Below are 17,233 nucleotides of genomic sequence, written 5' to 3'. Positions count from 1 at the left end.
CAAGCCCGGCGAGGACCGCGCCAACGACAACGACGAGATCATCGACAGCCTGGCCAACCCGCTGCTGGCCAGCCGCTTCGGCGCGGCCTACCAGCAGGCCGCTGGCGAGGTGGAACTGGTGCAGGACGCCGCGCCGGCCTTCGACGAAGCCGAGTTCCTGGCCGGCCGCCAGACGCCGATGTTCTTCGGCTCGGCGGTCAACAATTTCGGCGTGCAGGAGGTGCTGGACGCGCTGGTCGACCTGGCCCCGCCGCCCGGGGATCGCGCGGCGATCCAGCGCATCGTCCACCCCGAAGAACCGAAGTTCAGCGGCGTCGTGTTCAAGATCCAGGCCAACATGGACCCGGCGCACCGCGACCGCATCGCCTTCTTGCGCGTCGCCAGCGGCGAGTTCACGCGCGGCATGCGGCTCAAGGTGGTGCGCAGCGGCAAGGAGCTGCGGCCCAACACCGTGGTCAGCTTCATGAGCCAGCGCCGCGAGCTGCTCGATACCGCCTTTGCCGGCGACATCATAGGCATTCCGAATCACGGCGTGCTGCAGCTGGGCGACACGCTGACCGAAGGCGAAGCCTTGCAGTTCACTGGCCTGCCCTTCTTCGCGCCCGAAATGTTTCGCGCCGTGGAAGTGGCTGACCCACTGCGCAGCAAGCAGTTGCGCGCAGGGCTGACGCAGCTTGGCGAAGAAGGCGCGATTCAGGTCTTTCGGCCGATTGCCGGTTCATTGCTGCTGCTGGGCGCGGTCGGCCAGTTGCAGTTTGAGGTGGTCGCGCACCGTCTCGAGCATGAATACGGCGTCAAGGCCCGCATCATGGGCAGCAACTTCAACCTGGCGCGCTGGGTGACCAGCGACGATGCGAACGAGCTGAAGAAATTCATGGACGCCAACGCCCACCGCGTGGCGCTCGACGCCGTCGATGCGCCTACCCTGCTGGTGGACCACAGCGCGACCCTGCGCGCGGTGGAGCAGCAGTGGCCCAAGATCAAGTTCCACGCGCTGCGCGAGCACGCCGGGCTGGTGTTTCAGTCAAAAATGTAGCGTTTTACGGCCTTAGCCCAATAAAAATGGGCACAGGCAGCTATTATTTTAATAGCAGATGCCGATCTGAATCCGATCACCCGGCCTCAAATCAGATCAAGCTGCCCTCTGCGCTTGCCCAAAGCCCTGCAGCACAAAAGCGGGCGAAGTGCCCTGTTTTGCGACATGCCGTCAAGGACAACCGGACTCGCCCTTCCGCAGTGATGTTAGAGCGGCATCCCCAATGATTGCTGCAGTGCAACATAATTTCCCCTTTTTTCCGGGTTATCCCTATAATTCATGTCATGCTGCAGTGCAACATGAGTAATTGCCCAACCGGGCTTTTTGTTGAACCGTCACCCGATTTGCCCCATTAACCAAGGAAACTGAAATGAACAACACCGCCGAACAATTCATCGCCACGAACCAAGCCAATTTGCAAACACTTGAAGGTCTGACGACCCAGGCGTTTGCCGGCGTCGAAAAGCTGGTCGAACTCAACATGCAGGCCTCCAAGGCTCTCCTCGGTGAGTCCTTCAGCCATATGCAAGCCGTTCTGGGCGCAAAAAATCCTCAAGAATTTCTGGCGCTGCAATCTGCTTCGCTGAAGCCTCTGGCCGAGAAATCCGCAGCCTTTTTTCAGCACATTCAGGCCATTGCTTCTGGTAGCAGCGCAGAATTCACAAAAACCGTAGAAGCCAAGACGGCCGAAGCCCAAAACGCGTTTAGCGACGCGGTGGAAAACCTTGCAAAGCACGCTCCCGCTGGAAGCGAATCCGCTGTTGCCGCTTTCAAGAGCGCTTTGACCGCCGGTCAGTCCGCCGTCGAGTCGGCCCAGACTTCAGCCAAAAAGGCTGTGGAAGCGGCTCAGTCAAACTTCACGGCAGCGGCCACGCAAGCAGTCGATGCAGTTAAGAAAGCCACCAAGGTAGCTTAATTGCCAACTGCCAGCGGGCAGTGACTATCGAACGGCACCTGCGGGTGCCGTTTGTGTTTGTAAAAGGTGACCGGGGTGGCGGATGCGGTTGTCATGGCACGCATCCGCGGGCGCCGGCACCATGGGCGGCCAGCGCGCTGAATCGGTCAGTGCTGCGCGCGGGGCTCTGCCGCGTGCTGGCCCCGACCAGGGTGCCGTGCGCCGATCGGCTGTGGCGAAGGCATTAATTGCTGCGCCGTTATCAGGGTGTTGTGGACCACTTCAGCCACCCTGTTGAGGGTTGCGGCCAGCGGCACGGGGATTGCGCCGGAGGCTTGGTCAAGCTGCTGCTTCACGCTGTCTGCGAGTTCAGCCGTGCGACTCTGGAATACCCCAGCCAGTTCGAGCTGGTTCTGTCCCAGCAGGCTGCTCAGACCATTCCAGTAGCCCAAGCTTCGCTCTAGCTGGCCGACCGCCAGTTCTGGGCCCGTCGTCAGCAATTGCTCTGAATTGAAGGCCTGATCCAGCTTCCGGGACAACTTGCCATAGTCGGCCATGGCAGCGTCAATCTGCTCAATCTGATAGCGTCGAACCCGCTGCGCACCCTGCAGCAGCACATGGTTGTATTCGAGGGCAAAATTCAGGGCGGTTCGGTAAAAGCTTGGCGGTGATTCGGACACAATCATTTCATTCTCTGGTGGTTAATAAGGCGATGCGCGGGCAACCCAGCTAGAAAATTTCTCCTCCACGGATGCGCATGACCGCCATGTCAGCTAGGTCGGGGGCCATGTTACGAGCCGGCTGCCCGCCAGTATGTGCGCCAGCGCACGCAAGGGCTTGAATTCAGCACTCTGCGCCTGGGCCAATTAGCCAACAGCCAAGGAACTCGGCGGGCGTTTGATCGCGGGCAGCGGCAAGGCGGTTTTGTAGCGCACCTGTTTCAGCGCAAAGCTGGAGCGGATTTTTTCAATGCCGGCAATCGGCGACAGCTGCTCCAGAATGAATTTTTCGAGCGCACCCATGTCCGCCACCGCCACGCGAATCAGGTAGTCGCTGTCGCCGGTCATCAAATAGCATTCCATCACCTCGTCATGCTCGGCGATGCGGCGTTCAAATTCGGCCAGCGTCTCCTTGTTTTGCGAACGCAGGCTGATGGAGATAAACACGGTCAGCCCGAGCCCGAGCGCGGCCGCATGGCAAATCGCCACGTAGCGGTCTATCACCCCGGCGGCTTCCAGCGCCTTCACACGCGCCAGGCAGGGTGACGGGCTTAAATGCACGCGCCGGGCCAGTTCCACGTTGGACAGCGAGCCGTCGCGCTGAAGTTCGTGAAGAATTTTCAGATCCAGGTTATCGAGTTGCATCATCTGTAATTTATTGATTTTGCAGCATTTTATGCTGCCGACACGCCATTGGCCGCCATATTCAGGCACCCCCTTTTGCCCCGGATTGCGTACAGTGGAGTGGCCATGAACGATTCCACACCCCACCATCTCCTGATGCAAACCGCCGCCGCTCTCACGCCAGACCCCGACCCGCAGGAAACCGACGAATGGCGCGAGGCCTTTGCCGACCTGGCCGCGACCCAGGGCGCCGGCCGGGCGCGGCAAATGCTGGACGAGCTGGCCCGGCTGGCGCGCCAGCAGCGCATCGGCTGGCAGCCCGAGTTATGCACGCCTTACCAAAACACGATTGCAGTCGACGAACAGCCGGTGTTTCCGGGCGACCTGGCGCTGGAAGAGCGGCTGGCCTCGCTGATGCGCTGGAACGCGCTGGCCATGGTGGTGCGCGCCAACCAGGCCGAATCGGGCGGCTCCAGCGAGCTGGGCGGCCACATCGCCAGCTACGCCAGCGCCGCCGACCTGTTTGAAACCGGCTTCAACCATTTCTTTCATGCGCGCGAGGGCACCGGCCAAGGCCAGCACCGCGGCGACCTGGTGTTCTTTCAGCCGCACAGCGCGCCCGGCGTCTATGCGCGCGCCTACCTCGAGGGACGCCTGAGCGAAAAAGACCTGAGCTTTTACCGCCAGGAGCTGACCGCACCCGGCCATGACGCGCAGGGCCTGTGCAGCTACCCGCACCCCTATTTGATGCCGGATTTCTGGCAGTTCCCGACTGGCTCCATGGGCATAGGCCCGATCAGCTCGATTTACCACGCGCGTTTCATGCGCTACCTCACGCACCGGCGGCTGCTCGATTGCAGCCAGCGCAAAGTCTGGGGCGTGTTTGGCGATGGCGAAATGGACGAGCCCGAATCGATGAGTGCGCTGACCCTGGCCGCGCGCGAGGGCCTGGACAACCTGGTCTGGGTCGTCAACTGCAACCTGCAGCGCCTCGACGGCCCGGTGCGCGGCAATGGCCGCATCATCGACGAGCTGGAAAAACTGTTTGCCGGCGCCGGCTGGAACGTCATCAAGCTGGTCTGGGGCAGTGACTGGGACGGCCTGTTTGCGCGCGACCTGACGGGCGCACTGACGCAGGCCTTTGGCCACACGGTGGACGGCCAGATGCAGACCTTTGCCGCCAAGGACGGGCGCTTTAATCGCGACAATTTCTTTGGTCAGAACGCCGAACTGGCGCGGCTGGCCCAGGGCATGACCGACGAGCAGATCGACCGCCTCAAGCGCGGCGGCCACGACCTGGTGAAAATCCATGCCGCCTACGCGGCGGCGGCGAATCACACCGGCCAGCCCACGGTGATTCTGGCGCACACCAAGAAAGGCTACGGCATGGGCAGCGCCGGCCAGGGCAAGATGACCACGCACTCGCAAAAGAAGTTTGATGAAACCGAGCTGCTGGAGTTTCGCAACCGCTTCAACCTGCCCTTGAGCGACGAGCAGGCCAAGGCCATCGCCTTTTACAAGCCCGCGCCAGAGAGCGCCGAGATGCAGTACCTGCACGCCAAACGCCAGGCGCTGGGCGGCTACCTGCCGCGGCGCGAATCGGCGGCAGCGGTGGTGCCGATTCCCGCCCTGCCCGCCTATGCGCAGTTTGCGCTGGCCGCCGATGGCAAGGAGATGAGCACCACCATGGCCTTTGTGCGCATGCTGGGCGGCCTGCTGAAGGACCCGGCGCTGGGGCCAAAAATCGTGCCCATCGTGGCCGACGAGGCGCGCACCTTCGGCATGGCCAACCTGTTCAAGCAGGTCGGTATCTATTCCAGCGTGGGCCAGCGCTATGCGCCCGAAGACATCGGCTCGGTGCTGAGCTACCGCGAGGCGCTGGATGGGCAGATTCTGGAAGAAGGCATCAGCGAAGCCGGCGCGCTGGCAAGCTGGACGGCGGCGGCCACCAGCTACAGCGTGCATGGCCTGGCGACGCTGCCGTTTTACATCTACTACTCGATGTTCGGCTTTCAGCGCGTCGGCGACCAGATCTGGGCCGCCGCCGACCAGCGCGCGCGCGGCTTCCTGCTCGGCGCCACCTCGGGCCGCACCACGCTGGGCGGCGAAGGCCTGCAGCACCAGGACGGCAGCAGCCATCTGATGGCGGCGACCATTCCCAATTGCAAGGCCTATGACCCGGCCTTTGCCTGCGAGCTGGCCGTCATCATCGACCACGGCATGCGCGAGATGATGGTGGAGCAGCGGGACGTGTTTTATTACGTGACGATGATGAACGAGAACTACGCCCAGCCCGATTTGCGCGCCGGGGCAGAGGCCGACATGATTCGCGGTTGCTATCAATTTAATAGCTATTCACGCCTATTAAATAAGGGCCAGAGCCCTGAAACACCCTCAAAACCGGTCCAGGTCACGCTTTTGGGCTCGGGCGCGATCCTGACGGAAGTCATCAAGGCGGCGGAACTGCTGGCGGCGCAAGGTGTCGATGCCACGGTGTACAGCGTGACCAGCTGGAGCGAGCTGGCGCGCGATGGTGCGGCCTGCCAGCAGGCAGCATTGAACGGCGATGCGAACCCGGACCAGCCCTTCATCGCGCAGCAACTGCGCATCAGCCACGGCCCCATCATTGCCGCCACCGACTACGTGCGCGCCGTGCCCGAAAGCATCCGCGCCTTTGTGCCCGAAGGCCGCCGCTACCTGACCCTGGGCACCGACGGCTTTGGCCGCAGCGACACGCGCGCCGCCCTGCGCGCGTTTTTTGGCGTCAATGCGCAGCGCATCGTCCAGGCGGCGCTGCACCTGCTGAAGACTTCGTAAAAAAACCCGCGGGCGGCGCGAACCGGCTGCGGGCTTTCATCGGAGCACGCGGCAAGCGCGCCAGTTACCTGGGCAACAGCACCTTGTCGACCACGTGAATCACGCCGTTGGACTGGTACACGTCGGCAATCGCGACCTTGGCCGAGCCGCCTTTTTCGTCGGCAATCATCACGCCGCCCATGGCCGAGGTAGCCGTCAGGTTGCCACCGGCCACGGTCTTGAGCATGGCCTTGCCGCCGCCATCGGCAATCGCCTTGGTCAGCATGGCGGCGTCCATCTTGCCGGCCACCACGTGGTAAGTCAGGATGCCGGTCAACATGCCCTTGTTGTCTGGCTTGAGCAGGGTGTCTACCGTGCCGGCGGGCAGCGCGGCAAACGCGGCGTTGGTCGGCGCAAACACGGTAAACGGGCCGGGGCCTTTCAGCGTTTCCACCAGGCCTGCCGCCTTGACCGCCGCCACCAGCGTGGTGTGATCCTTGGAGTTGACGGCGTTGTCGATGATGTCCTTGGACGCCAGCATGGGCGCGCCGCCGACCATGACCTGGGCGAACGCTGAGGCAGCGCCCAGGCCCAGCATCACGGCCAGACCGATGGAAGCGAGTTTGTGTTTGCTTTGCATGTGAATTCCTTGAGGTTGAAGTTAAGACCAAAGCCGAAATCAGCATGATTTCTGAGTGGCTGCAATGAATACGGGGCGCAGGGCCCGGTGGATTCAGCGGCCGCTTGGTCAAGACCGCAAAGTCAGGACATCACAGGTAAAAAAAGGTAACGCGCCGCGCCTTCAGCCATCAGGCGGCGCGCTCAAAAAAAGCACGCACCGCCCGCGGATAAATCAGGTGTTCCTGCGTCAGCACACGCGCCGCCAGCGCGGCTGCGGTGTCGCCGGGCAGCACCGGCACCACGGCCTGCGCCAGGCAGGCGCCATGGTCCAGCTCGGCCGTGACCTGGTGCACCGTGGCACCGGCCACCCGGCAGCCGGCATCAATCGCACGCTGGTGCGTGTTGAGGCCGGTAAACGCCGGGAGCAGCGACGGATGGATATTGATCAGACGGCCCGCGTAGTGCTGCACAAAGGCCGGCGTCAGGATGCGCATGAAGCCCGCCAGCACCACCAGTTGCGGCGCGTGGCGGTCGATGCGGGCCATCAGGGCGGTGTCAAACGCGTCGCGCGATTCAAACGACTTGTGCGGCAGCACCTCCGTGGGCATGCCCTGGTCTTTGGCCAGCGCCAGGCCTGGCGCATCCGGCTTGTTGCTGACCACGGCGGCGACCCGCACGCCGAGACTGTCCTGCCAGCCTTCCTTTTGCGCGGCCCGGGCAATCGCGGCCATGTTGGAGCCGCTGCCCGAAATCAGAATCACGATGTTTTTCATTGGCATCATTGTCTTAAGATTATCGCCATGAGAATTTTGACTGCGAATGAAGCCCGCGTGCTGGGCACCCTGATGGAAAAAGCCCGCACCGTGCCCGACAGCTACCCGCTGTCGCTCAACGCCCTGTTGCTGGGCTGCAACCAGAAAACCAGCCGCGACCCGGTGATGGAGCTGTCGGAGCCCGAGGCGCAGCAGGCGATTGACGCGCTCAAGGCGCAAAGCCTGGTGTTTGAAGCCAGTTCCAGCCGGGTGCCGCGTTTTGAGCACAATTTCCAGCGCGGCTTTGCGGTGAACGAGCCGCAGGCGGTGTTGCTCGGCCTGCTGATGCTGCGCGGCCCGCAAACCCCCGGCGAGCTGCGCATCAGCAGCGAGCGCTGGTACAAATTTGCCGACATTGCCAGTGTTGAGGGCACGCTGGCCGAGCTCAAGGCGCGCGGCGAGGACGGCGGCGTGGCCATGGTGCTGCAACTGCCCAGGGCCACCGGCATGCGCGAGCAGCGCTGGGCCCATCTGCTCTGCGGTGAGGGGCTTTTAATGCCGTTCGCCCACGCCAGTACTGCGCAGGGCGCTATCGATTTGGAAGCAGAACCGGTGTCCCTGGGCCAGGCCGAGCGTCTGGAGCAGCGCATCGCCCTGCTGGAAAGCCAGGTCAGCCAGTTGCAAGGCCAGTTGGCCCATGTGTACAAGGAACTGGGGCTGTCTCAAGCCTGACAGAGCGCCGGGGTCAGCCGTGCTAAAAATGCCGGATTGGAGAAATCACCATGGATTTAGCTTTCACCCCTGAAGAGCAGGCCTTTCGCGAACAGATCCGCGCCTGGGTTCACGCCAACCTGCCGGCCGATATTTCGCACAAGGTGCACAACGCCCTGCGCCTGTCGCGTGACGACCTGCAGCGCTGGGCCAAGATTCTCGGCGCCAAAGGCTGGCTCGGTCACGGCTGGCCCAAAGAATTTGGCGGCCCCGGCTGGAACGCGGTGCAAAAACATCTGTTTGAAGAAGAATGCGCGCTGGCTGGCGCGCCGCGCGTCGTGCCATTCGGCCCGGTCATGGTCGCGCCCGTCATCATGGCCTTTGGCAATGCCGAGCAGCAAAAGCGCTTTTTGCCCGGCATTGCCAGCGGTGAGGTCTGGTGGAGCCAGGGCTACAGCGAGCCGGGTTCGGGCTCTGACCTGGCCTCGGTCAAATGCAAAGCCGAGCGTCAGGGCGACAAATACATCGTCAACGGCCAGAAAACCTGGACCACGCTGGGCCAGTACGGCGAATGGATTTTTTGCCTGGTGCGCACCAGCAACGAAGGCAAGCCGCAGACCGGCATCAGCTTTTTGCTGATCGACATGAAGTCGCCCGGCGTCACGGTGCGGCCCATCGTGCTGCTCGACGGCGAGGCCGAGGTCAATGAGGTCTGGTTCGACAACGTCGAAGTGCCGCTAGAGAACCTGATTGGCGAGGAAAACAAGGGCTGGACCTACGCCAAGCACCTGCTCAGCCACGAGCGCACCAACATCGCCGACGTGAACCGCTCCAAGCGCGAGCTGGAGCGCCTCAAGCGCATTGCCAGGGCCGAAGGCGTGTATGACGACAGCCGTTTTCGCGATGAAATCGCCAAGCTCGAAGTCGACGTGGTGGCGCTCGAAATGCTGGTGCTGCGGGTGCTGTCGGCCGAAAAATCGGGCAAAAACTCGCTCGACATTGCCGGCCTGCTCAAAATCCGCGGCAGCGAAATCCAGCAGCGCTACAGCGAACTCATGATGCTGGCCGCCGGCCCCTATAGCCTGCCGTTTATCGAGGAAGCCATGGAAGCAGGCTGGCAGGGCAACTTCCCGGGTGGCCTGGTGGCCGATGCGCCGCTGGCCTCGAGCTATTTCAACCTGCGCAAGACCACAATTTACGGCGGCTCCAACGAAGTGCAGCGAAATATCGTGGCGCAAGTCGTCCTGGGTTAAAGCGGACTAGAGCCGGTTAAAGGAACACATCATGAATTTCGATTTCACGGACGACCAGGAACAGCTGCGCGACGCGGTGCGCAAGTGGGTAGACAGGGGCTATGACTTTGAACGCCGCCGCGCCATCGTCAAGACCGGCGGTTTCTCGCGCGAGGCCTACGGCCAGCTGGCTGAACTCGGACTGACCGGCCTTTACATTCCCGAGGCCGATGGCGGACTCGGCATGGGGCCGGTGGAAGGCATGGTGGTGATGGAGGAGCTGGGGCGCGGCATGGTGCTGGAGCCTTTGGCCCAGACCCTGATCGCTGGCGCCGTGCTGGCCGGCTATGCGCCAGCCGCCGTCAAGGCTGACTGGCTGCCAAAAATCGCTTCGGGCGAAAGCCTGATGGTGCTGGCATACCAGGAGCGCGCAGCCCGCTACAAATTCGACAAATGTGAAGCAAAAGCGACGTTAGCCCAGGATTCATGGGTTCTGAGTGCTACAAAAAGCATAGTGCCCGCCGGCGACCACGCCGATGCCTTCATCGTGCCGGCGCTGGCCGACGGCCAGCTGGCGCTGTTTCTGGTGGAGCGCACGGCCGCTGGCGTCAGCGCCCAGGGCTACCGCACGCAAGACGGCGCGCGCGCCGCAGAAGTGACGTTCAACAACGCCCCGGCCAGCCTCGTCACGCTGGAAGGCCTGGTCGCCCTGCATCATGCGGTGGACATCGGCATTGCCGCCAGCTGCGCCGAAGCCGTCGGCGTGATGGACAAGACCCTGGCCGTGACGGTGGAATACATGAACACCCGCAAGCAGTTTGGCGTGGTCATCAGCAGCTTTCAGGCGCTGCGCCACCGCGTCGCCGACATGAAGATGCAGCTGGAGCTGGCCCGCTCCATGAGCTACTACGCCTCGCTCAAGCTCAATGCACCGGCCGACGAGCGCCGCCGTGCCATGGCGCGCGCCAAGTACCAGCTGGGGGTTTCCATGCGCTTTGTCGGCCAGCAGGCGGTGCAGCTGCACGGCGGCATTGGCGTGACCGACGAGTACATCGTGAGCCACTACTTCAAGAAACTGACCCAGCTCGAAATGAGCTTTGGCGACACACTGCACCAGCTGGGCGAGGTGTCGAGCCAGATGCAGGATACGGCGGGCGTGTTTGCCTGAAGTATTGCCCGAAGCGCTCACGCGTGCAGGCGTGATGAATCTGGAGGCGTCACGCGTGCAGGCGTGACGTCTTCGGAATGTGCGCCATCAAAAACTCCATCTGGTCGGCCAGGATGCGGCGGTTGCGCAGGATGAAGTCCTCCCACAGGCTGGGCACATAGGGCGTGTACAGCAGCGGCATGTGGGCCTGCTCGGGCGTGCGGCTGCTTTTGCGGTGGTTGCAGGCGCGGCAGGCGGTCACCACGTTCATCCAGATGTCGACGCCGTTCTGGGCAAACGGAATGATGTGCTCGCGCGTCAGGTCTTCTTCATGGAAATGCCCGCCGCAGTAGGCGCACACATTGCGGTCACGCGCAAACAGCTTGCTGTTGGTCAGGCCGGGTTTCAGGTCAAACGGGTTGATATTGGGCACGCCCTTGGTGCCAATGATGCTGTTGATCGAGATCACCGACTGGATGCCGGTGATGGCGTTGTGGCCGCCATGAAAGGTAGCGACCCGCGCACCCATCTCCCAGCGCACTTCATCCGCCGCGTAATGCAACACGGCTTCTTCAAGGCTGATCCACGACTGTGGCAATCCTTGCGCTGAGAGCTTCAAGACCTTCAAAACGAACCTCCACCCGGGTGAATGACGCATGAAAACAGGAAATCTGGCTGGCTATTCCTCAATATACAGCGAAATCATGACAAACTGCTTGCAGCCTGTCGTCCAGCACCCTCAGACCGCGTCGGCGCCTACGCATAGCTGATGCTGACGCTATAAAAACGATAATTGCCCCATGAAGACCTTTCGCGGCTACCACCACCCCCAGCTGGCACCCGCTTGCGCCCTGACGATTGGCAATTTCGACGGCGTGCACCGCGGTCATCAGGCCATGCTGGCCCTGCTCAAGAGCGAGGCCCAGCACCGCGGCGTGCCCAGTTGCGCCATGACGTTTGAGCCGCACCCGCGCGATTATTTTGCCGCCCTGGCCCGCAAACCCGAGCTGGCGCCGGCCCGCATCGCCACCCTGCGCGACAAGCTGACCGAACTGGCGCGCTGCGGCATCGACCAGTGCGTGGTGCTGCCCTTTGACGCCACCCTGGCCGCGCTGTCACCCGAGGCCTTCATGCGGGATGTGCTGGCAACCGGCCTGGGCGCCAAATACGTACTGGTGGGCGATGACTTTCGCTTTGGCAGCAAACGCGCGGGCGACTACGCCCTGCTCGACGCGGCCGGTGAAGGCCTGGGTTTTGACGTGGCCCGCATGAACAGTTACGAGGTGCACGGCACCCGCGTCTCCAGCTCGGCGGTGCGCAGCGCGCTGGGGCGCGGCCAGATGGACGAGGTAGCCAGCCTGCTGGGCCGGCCCTACAGCATTTCGGGCCATGTGGTGCATGGCCGAAAACTCGGCCGCGACCTCGGGTTTCGCACCCTGAACCTGCGCTTTGCCCACTGGAAGCCGGCGGCCAGCGGGATTTTTGCGGTGCATGTGCATGGCCTGACTGAGCAGCCCCTGCCCGGCGTGGCCAATCTGGGGATTCGCCCGTCGCTGGACCCGCAGGATGCCAACGGCGGGCGCGTGCTGCTGGAGACCCACTGCCTGGAGTGGCCCGCCGCCTTGGGCCCCGAGGGGGCTTACGGTAAAATTATCCGGGTGGAACTGCTACATAAACTGCACGACGAGCTGAAGTACGACGGTCTGGACGCCCTGACGCAGGGCATCACCAAAGACTGCGCCGAGGCGCGCGCCTTTTTCGCTGCGCGAATTTGACGGGGCACTGCGCCCCGCTCTCACCATTCGCCCCTGCGCCGCAGGGATTGTTCGAAGGGGTCTTGAAGACTGCCCCTCATCGCCCCCAAGTTTGCCTCCACGAATTTCAACATGACCGAAAAAGTCGACTACCGCCAGACCCTGAACCTGCCCGACACGCCCTTCCCGATGCGCGGCGACCTGCCCAAGCGCGAGGCGGGCTGGGTCCAGGAATGGGACGAAAAAGGCATTTACAAAAAGCTGCGCGACGCGCGCTGCGGCGCGCCCAAGTTTGTGCTGCACGACGGCCCGCCCTACGCCAACGGCAAGATTCACATTGGCCACGCGGTCAACAAGATCCTGAAGGACATGATCGTCAAGGCGCGCCAGCTCAAGGGCCTGGACGCGATTTACGTGCCGGGCTGGGACTGCCACGGCCTGCCGATTGAAAACGCCATCGAAAAACTGTATGGCAAAAAAGTGGCCCCCACGTCCGCCGCGGGCGTCCTGCCCCCCGAGGGGGCTGCTCAGGGCCTCGGGAGCGGCCCGTCGCCCCTGACTGCCCGCGCCGAAGTGCAAGCCAAATGCCGCGCCTTCGCCACCGAGCAGATCGCCGGCCAGATGGAAGACTTCAAGCGCCTGGGCGTGCTGGGCGAGTGGGACAACCCCTACCGCACCATGGACTTCGGCAACGAAGCCAATGAAATCCGCGCGCTCAAACGCATCATGGAGCGCGGCTTTGTCTACCGGGGCCTGAAACCCGTGTACTGGTGCTTTGACTGCGGTTCGTCGCTGGCCGAGTTCGAGATTGAATACGCCGACAAAAAATCGCAGACGCTGGACGTCGGCTTCAAATGCGCCGAACCCGACAAGCTGGCGGCCGCCTTTGGTCTCAAAAGCCTGGCCAAGGACGCGTTCGCCGTGATCTGGACCACCACGGCCTGGACCATTCCGGCCAACCAGGCGCTCAATTTAAACCCGGAGCTGACCTACGCGCTGGTCGACACCGAGCGCGGCATTTTGCTGCTGGCCGAGTCGCTGGTTGAAAAGTGCATGGAGCGCTACCAGCTCACGGGCACCGATAACGGAAAAATATTGGCCACCACGCAGGGCAAAAAACTGGCACTGCTCAATTTCATGCACCCGTTTTATGACGTGGATGCTGGCTACAGGCGCCTGAGCCCGGTGTTCCTGGCCGACTACGCCACCGCCGACGATGGCACGGGTATCGTGCATTCGTCGCCCGCCTACGGCGTGGAAGACTTTAACTCCTGCGTCGCCAACGGAATTGCCATCGACGACATCCTGAACCCGGTGCAGGGCAACGGCCGTTATGTCGATGAGCTGCCTCTGTTTGGCGGCCTCAACATCTGGAAGGCCGCGCCGCTGGTCATCGACAAGCTGCGCGAACATGGCCGCCTGTTTGCGACCCAGGACATCGTGCACAGCTACCCGCACTGCTGGCGCCACAAAACCCCGGTGATCTACCGCGCGGCGGCCCAGTGGTTTGTACGCATGGACGAAGGCGAAGGCGTTTTCACCCAGGACAAGGCTGGCAAAACCCTGCGCCAGCTGGCCCTGGCCGCGATCGAGGAAACCCGTTTTTATCCGGAGAACGGCAAGACCCGGCTGCGCGACATGATTGCCGGCCGGCCCGACTGGTGCATCAGCCGCCAGCGCAACTGGGGCGTGCCGCTGCCCTTTTTCATCCACACCGCCACCGGCGAGCTGCACCCGCGCACCATGGAGATCATGGACCAGGCGGCCCGCATGGTCGAGGCGGGTGGCGTCGAGGCCTGGAGCAAGGCCAGCGCCGAATCCATCATCGGCGCGGACGCGCCTGACTACATCAAGAGCACCGACATTCTCGATGTCTGGTTTGACTCGGGCACCACGCACGATCATGTGCTGCGGCACAGCCATGCGGCGCAATCGACCTGGCCGGCCGACCTGTACCTGGAAGGCCATGACCAGCACCGCGGCTGGTTTCACTCGTCGCTGCTCACGGCCTGCGCCATGTACGACCACGCGCCCTACAAGGGCCTGCTGACGCACGGCTTCACGGTGGACGGCAAGGGCCGCAAGATGAGCAAGAGCGAAGGCAATGTGGTGGCGCCGCAAGAGGTCTCCGGCAAGCTGGGCGCCGAGATTATTCGGCTCTGGTGCGCCTCGACCGATTACTCGGGCGACCTGGGCATTGACGACAAGATTCTGGCGCGCGTGGTCGATGCCTACCGCCGCATCCGCAACACGCTGCGCTTTCTGATGGCCAACGTCAGCGACTTCGACCCGGCCAAGGACGCCGTGCCGTTTGACGAAATGCTGGAGATCGACCGCTATGCGCTGTCCAGGGCAGCCCAGTTGCAGGCCGATATTCTGGCGCACTACGAGGTGTATGAATTTCACCCGGTTGTTTCCAAACTGCAGATTTATTGCAGCGAAGACCTGGGCTCGTTTTACCTCGACATCCTGAAAGACCGGCTCTACACCAGTGCGCCCAAGTCGCTGGCGCGCCGCAGCGCGCAAACGGCCTTGCACCAGATCACGCACGCCATGCTGCGCTGGATGGCGCCGTTCCTGAGCTTCACCGCCGAGGAAGCCTGGAAGGTATTCGGCGAGTCGGAATCGATCTTTCTGGAAACCTACGCCGGGTTCAAAGCGCAGGACGACGCCCTGCTCGCCAAATGGGCGCGCATCCGCGAGCTTCGCGATGCGGTGAACAAGGACATTGAAGCGCTGCGTGCCGACGGCAAGGTCGGCTCGTCGCTGCAGGCCAATGTGGCGCTGGAGGTGAATGCCGACGACCATGCGCTGCTGGGAAGCCTGGGCGATGATCTGAAGTTCGTTTTCATCACCTCCGCTATTGATTTGATAGCTGGATACTCGCTTTCCACAAGGGTTAGCGCCAGTTTTGATACCAAATGCGAGCGCTGCTGGCACTACCGCGCGGACGTCGGCATCAACCCCGCCCACCCGACGATTTGCGGCCGCTGCACCAGCAACCTTTACGGCGCCGGCGAAGACCGCCAGTTCGCTTGATGCAAAACGCTTGACGCTCAACTATTGTTCTTGATGGCCAAAACCAATTTTTCCAAAACATCGGGCGGCATGCTGCCCTGGCTCGGGCTGGCGCTGCTTCTGCTGATGGCCGACCAGTTCACCAAGATCCTGATCCTGGGCTACTACCGCCTCGGTGACGCCACCTATGTGACGAGTTTTTTCAACGTGGTGCGGGTGCATAACAGCGGCGCGGCGTTTTCGTTTCTGGCTTCGGCCTCGGGCTGGCAGCGCTGGTTTTTTACCGCCATCGGCATTGCGGCGGCGCTGTTCATCGTCTGGATGCTCAAGTCGCACGCAGGCCAAAAGCTGTTTTCGTTCGCGCTGGCCTGCATTCTGGGCGGCGCGCTCGGCAATGTGATTGACCGCAGCCTGCACGGCTATGTGGTGGACTTTCTCGACTTTCACTACGCGGGCCGGCACTTCCCGGCCTTCAACGTGGCTGACAGCGCCATCACCGTGGGCGCGGTTTTCCTGATTCTCGATGAGCTTCGCCGGGTGCGAAAAGCCAAATAGTCAGGGTTAAGACTCTCTGCGCGGGCCGGCGCCACGCGTATAGTCAATCCTGAAAATATGAAGCATCTGTTGAATCTGTTGGCAGCCATTGCGCTGCTGGTCTGGGGCACCCAACTTGTACGTACCGGCATCCTGCGGGTGTTTGGCGCCAATCTGCGCCATGTGCTGGCGCGCAGCATCAGCAACCGGCTGACAGCGGCCGTCTCCGGCATTGGCGTCACCGCCCTGGTGCAGTCCAGCACCGCGACCTCCCTCATCATTTCCTCCTTCGTCGGCCAGGGCCTGGTGGCGCTGCCGCTGGCGCTGGCCGTGATGCTGGGCGCAGACATTGGCACCAGCCTGATGGCGGTGGTGTTCTCGTTTGACCTGTCCTGGCTGTCGCCGTTGTTTATCTTTGTCGGCGTGGTGCTGTTCATCTCGCGGCAAGACACCAACACCGGTCGCTTTGGCCGCGTCCTGATTGGCCTGGGCCTGATGCTGCTGGCGCTGCGGCTCGTCAGCGCGTCCACCGAAGTGCTGACGCAGGCGCCAGCGGTCAAGCTGTTGCTGGGCACGCTGACCAGCGACCGCCTGCTGGAAATTACCGTCGGCGCGTTTTTGTCGGTGGCGTCTTATTCAAGCCTGGCGATTGTGCTGCTCACCGCCACACTGGCCTCCTCCAACGTCATTCCGCTGGACGTGGCGCTGGGCCTGGTGCTGGGCGCCAACCTGGGCAGCGGCCTGCTGGCGGTGCTGACCACGCTACGCTCCGTGGTGCAGGTGCGGCAGGTGCCGCTGGGCAATTTGCTGTTCAAGCTGCTGGGTGTGGCCATTGCGGCGCCGTTTCTGGGCCTGTGGCTGCAGTATGTGCGGCCCTACCTGGGCGAGCCGGCCACCGTGGTGGTGCTGTATCACCTGGCCTTCAACCTGCTGGTGGGCCTGGTGTTCATTGGCTGGACGCAGGTGATTGCCCGCTGGGTCGAAAAACTGCTGCCCAAACCCGACAGGACAGCCAGCAACGGCCGGCCGCACCACCTCGATCCGTCGGCCCTGTCCACGCCTTCACTGGCGATCTCGTGCGCTGCGCGTGAGGCGCTGCACCAGGCCGATGTGGTCGAAACCATGCTGCGCGGCATGCTCGAAGTGATCCGCAAGGACGACCTGAAACAGGCCGAGGACTTGCGCAAGATGGACGACACGGTAGACGAGCTGTATTCGTCCATCAAGTACTACCTGACGAAAATCTCGCGCGAGGCGCTGGGCGAAGCCGAAAGCCGGCGCTGGACCGACATCATCAGTTTCACCATCAACATGGAGCAGATCGGCGACATCATCGAGCGGGTGCTGATTGACATTGAAGACAAGAAAATCAGGCCGGGCCGCCATTTCTCGGA

At 62.7% G+C, this 17,233-nt stretch carries 15 protein-coding genes; 10 read left to right on the top strand and 5 right to left on the bottom strand.

Annotation, left to right across the window (positions count from 1 at the left end; translation table 11 throughout):
- The coding region (locus RMO23_RS16065; RefSeq protein ID WP_405041616.1) for an EF-Tu/IF-2/RF-3 family GTPase at positions 1-1,036 on the top strand (1,036 nt) is incomplete at its 5' end.
- Positions 1,037-1,406: 370 nt separating this feature from the next.
- Positions 1,407-1,952 carry a phasin family protein gene (locus RMO23_RS16060; protein ID WP_309683622.1) on the top strand — a complete coding sequence of 182 codons (546 nt, stop codon included), beginning with the start codon at positions 1,407-1,409 and terminating at the stop codon, positions 1,950-1,952.
- A 146-nt stretch (positions 1,953-2,098) separates the two neighbouring features.
- Here the strand turns inward: RMO23_RS16060 and RMO23_RS16055 are convergent, their stop codons facing one another.
- A complete protein-coding gene (locus RMO23_RS16055) occupies positions 2,099-2,617 on the bottom strand; it encodes a hypothetical protein (protein ID WP_309683620.1) in 519 nt (172 codons plus the stop codon).
- 180 nt (positions 2,618-2,797) lie between these two features.
- Positions 2,798-3,295: an Lrp/AsnC family transcriptional regulator gene (locus RMO23_RS16050; RefSeq protein ID WP_309683624.1), complete on the bottom strand. Its 498-nt coding sequence runs from the start codon at positions 3,293-3,295 to the stop codon at positions 2,798-2,800.
- A 105-nt stretch (positions 3,296-3,400) separates the two neighbouring features.
- Here RMO23_RS16050 and mdeB point away from each other — a divergent pair, with 105 nt between their 5' ends.
- Positions 3,401-6,091: an alpha-ketoglutarate dehydrogenase gene (mdeB, locus tag RMO23_RS16045; RefSeq protein ID WP_309683618.1), complete on the top strand. Its 2,691-nt coding sequence runs from the start codon at positions 3,401-3,403 to the stop codon at positions 6,089-6,091.
- Positions 6,092-6,155: 64 nt separating this feature from the next.
- On the opposite strand, the gene RMO23_RS16040 is transcribed toward mdeB, so the two are convergent.
- Positions 6,156-6,710 (bottom strand): fasciclin domain-containing protein, encoded by a 555-nt coding sequence (locus RMO23_RS16040; protein WP_309683616.1) that lies wholly within the window; start codon positions 6,708-6,710, stop codon positions 6,156-6,158.
- 169 nt (positions 6,711-6,879) lie between these two features.
- Positions 6,880-7,464 (bottom strand): phosphoribosylglycinamide formyltransferase, encoded by a 585-nt coding sequence (gene purN, locus RMO23_RS16035; protein WP_309683623.1) that lies wholly within the window; start codon positions 7,462-7,464, stop codon positions 6,880-6,882.
- 27 nt (positions 7,465-7,491) lie between these two features.
- On the opposite strand from purN, the gene RMO23_RS16030 reads away from it, so the two are divergent.
- The 3 genes from RMO23_RS16030 to RMO23_RS16020 are packed head-to-tail and all read left to right on the top strand — an operon-like array spanning position 7,492 to position 10,554.
- The gene (locus RMO23_RS16030) at positions 7,492-8,175 is read left to right on the top strand and encodes a YceH family protein (RefSeq protein ID WP_309683614.1); all 684 of its coding nucleotides are present in this window, start codon (positions 7,492-7,494) and stop codon (positions 8,173-8,175) included.
- 50 nt (positions 8,176-8,225) lie between these two features.
- On the top strand, positions 8,226-9,407 hold the full coding sequence (locus RMO23_RS16025; protein WP_309683612.1) for an acyl-CoA dehydrogenase family protein: 1,182 nt from the start codon (positions 8,226-8,228) through the stop codon (positions 9,405-9,407).
- A 31-nt stretch (positions 9,408-9,438) separates the two neighbouring features.
- Positions 9,439-10,554 carry an acyl-CoA dehydrogenase family protein gene (locus RMO23_RS16020; protein WP_309683611.1) on the top strand — a complete coding sequence of 372 codons (1,116 nt, stop codon included), beginning with the start codon at positions 9,439-9,441 and terminating at the stop codon, positions 10,552-10,554.
- A 49-nt stretch (positions 10,555-10,603) separates the two neighbouring features.
- Here RMO23_RS16020 and RMO23_RS16015 read toward each other — a convergent pair whose 3' ends face one another.
- Positions 10,604-11,161 (bottom strand): HNH endonuclease, encoded by a 558-nt coding sequence (locus tag RMO23_RS16015; protein ID WP_309683609.1) that lies wholly within the window; start codon positions 11,159-11,161, stop codon positions 10,604-10,606.
- A gap of 172 nt (positions 11,162-11,333) precedes the next feature.
- Between RMO23_RS16015 and RMO23_RS16010 the strand changes: the two genes are divergently transcribed.
- From RMO23_RS16010 to RMO23_RS15995, 4 genes are all read left to right on the top strand, one after another.
- The gene (locus RMO23_RS16010) at positions 11,334-12,308 is read left to right on the top strand and encodes a bifunctional riboflavin kinase/FAD synthetase (RefSeq protein ID WP_309683607.1); all 975 of its coding nucleotides are present in this window, start codon (positions 11,334-11,336) and stop codon (positions 12,306-12,308) included.
- 111 nt (positions 12,309-12,419) lie between these two features.
- A complete protein-coding gene (ileS, locus tag RMO23_RS16005) occupies positions 12,420-15,326 on the top strand; it encodes an isoleucine--tRNA ligase (protein WP_309683605.1) in 2,907 nt (968 codons plus the stop codon).
- Positions 15,327-15,359: 33 nt separating this feature from the next.
- On the top strand, positions 15,360-15,860 hold the full coding sequence (lspA, locus tag RMO23_RS16000; protein WP_309683604.1) for a signal peptidase II: 501 nt from the start codon (positions 15,360-15,362) through the stop codon (positions 15,858-15,860).
- Between the two features lie 57 nt (positions 15,861-15,917).
- On the top strand, positions 15,918-17,233 hold a 1,316-nt coding region (locus RMO23_RS15995), incomplete at its 3' end, for a Na/Pi cotransporter family protein (RefSeq protein WP_309683601.1).

The sequence above is a fragment of the Polaromonas sp. genome (assembly GCF_031411155.1).
GTDB lineage: Bacteria > Pseudomonadota > Gammaproteobacteria > Burkholderiales > Burkholderiaceae_C > Polaromonas.
The sequence above is the reverse complement of the archived record's forward strand: the minus strand, read 5'-3'. Positions and strand labels throughout refer to the sequence as shown.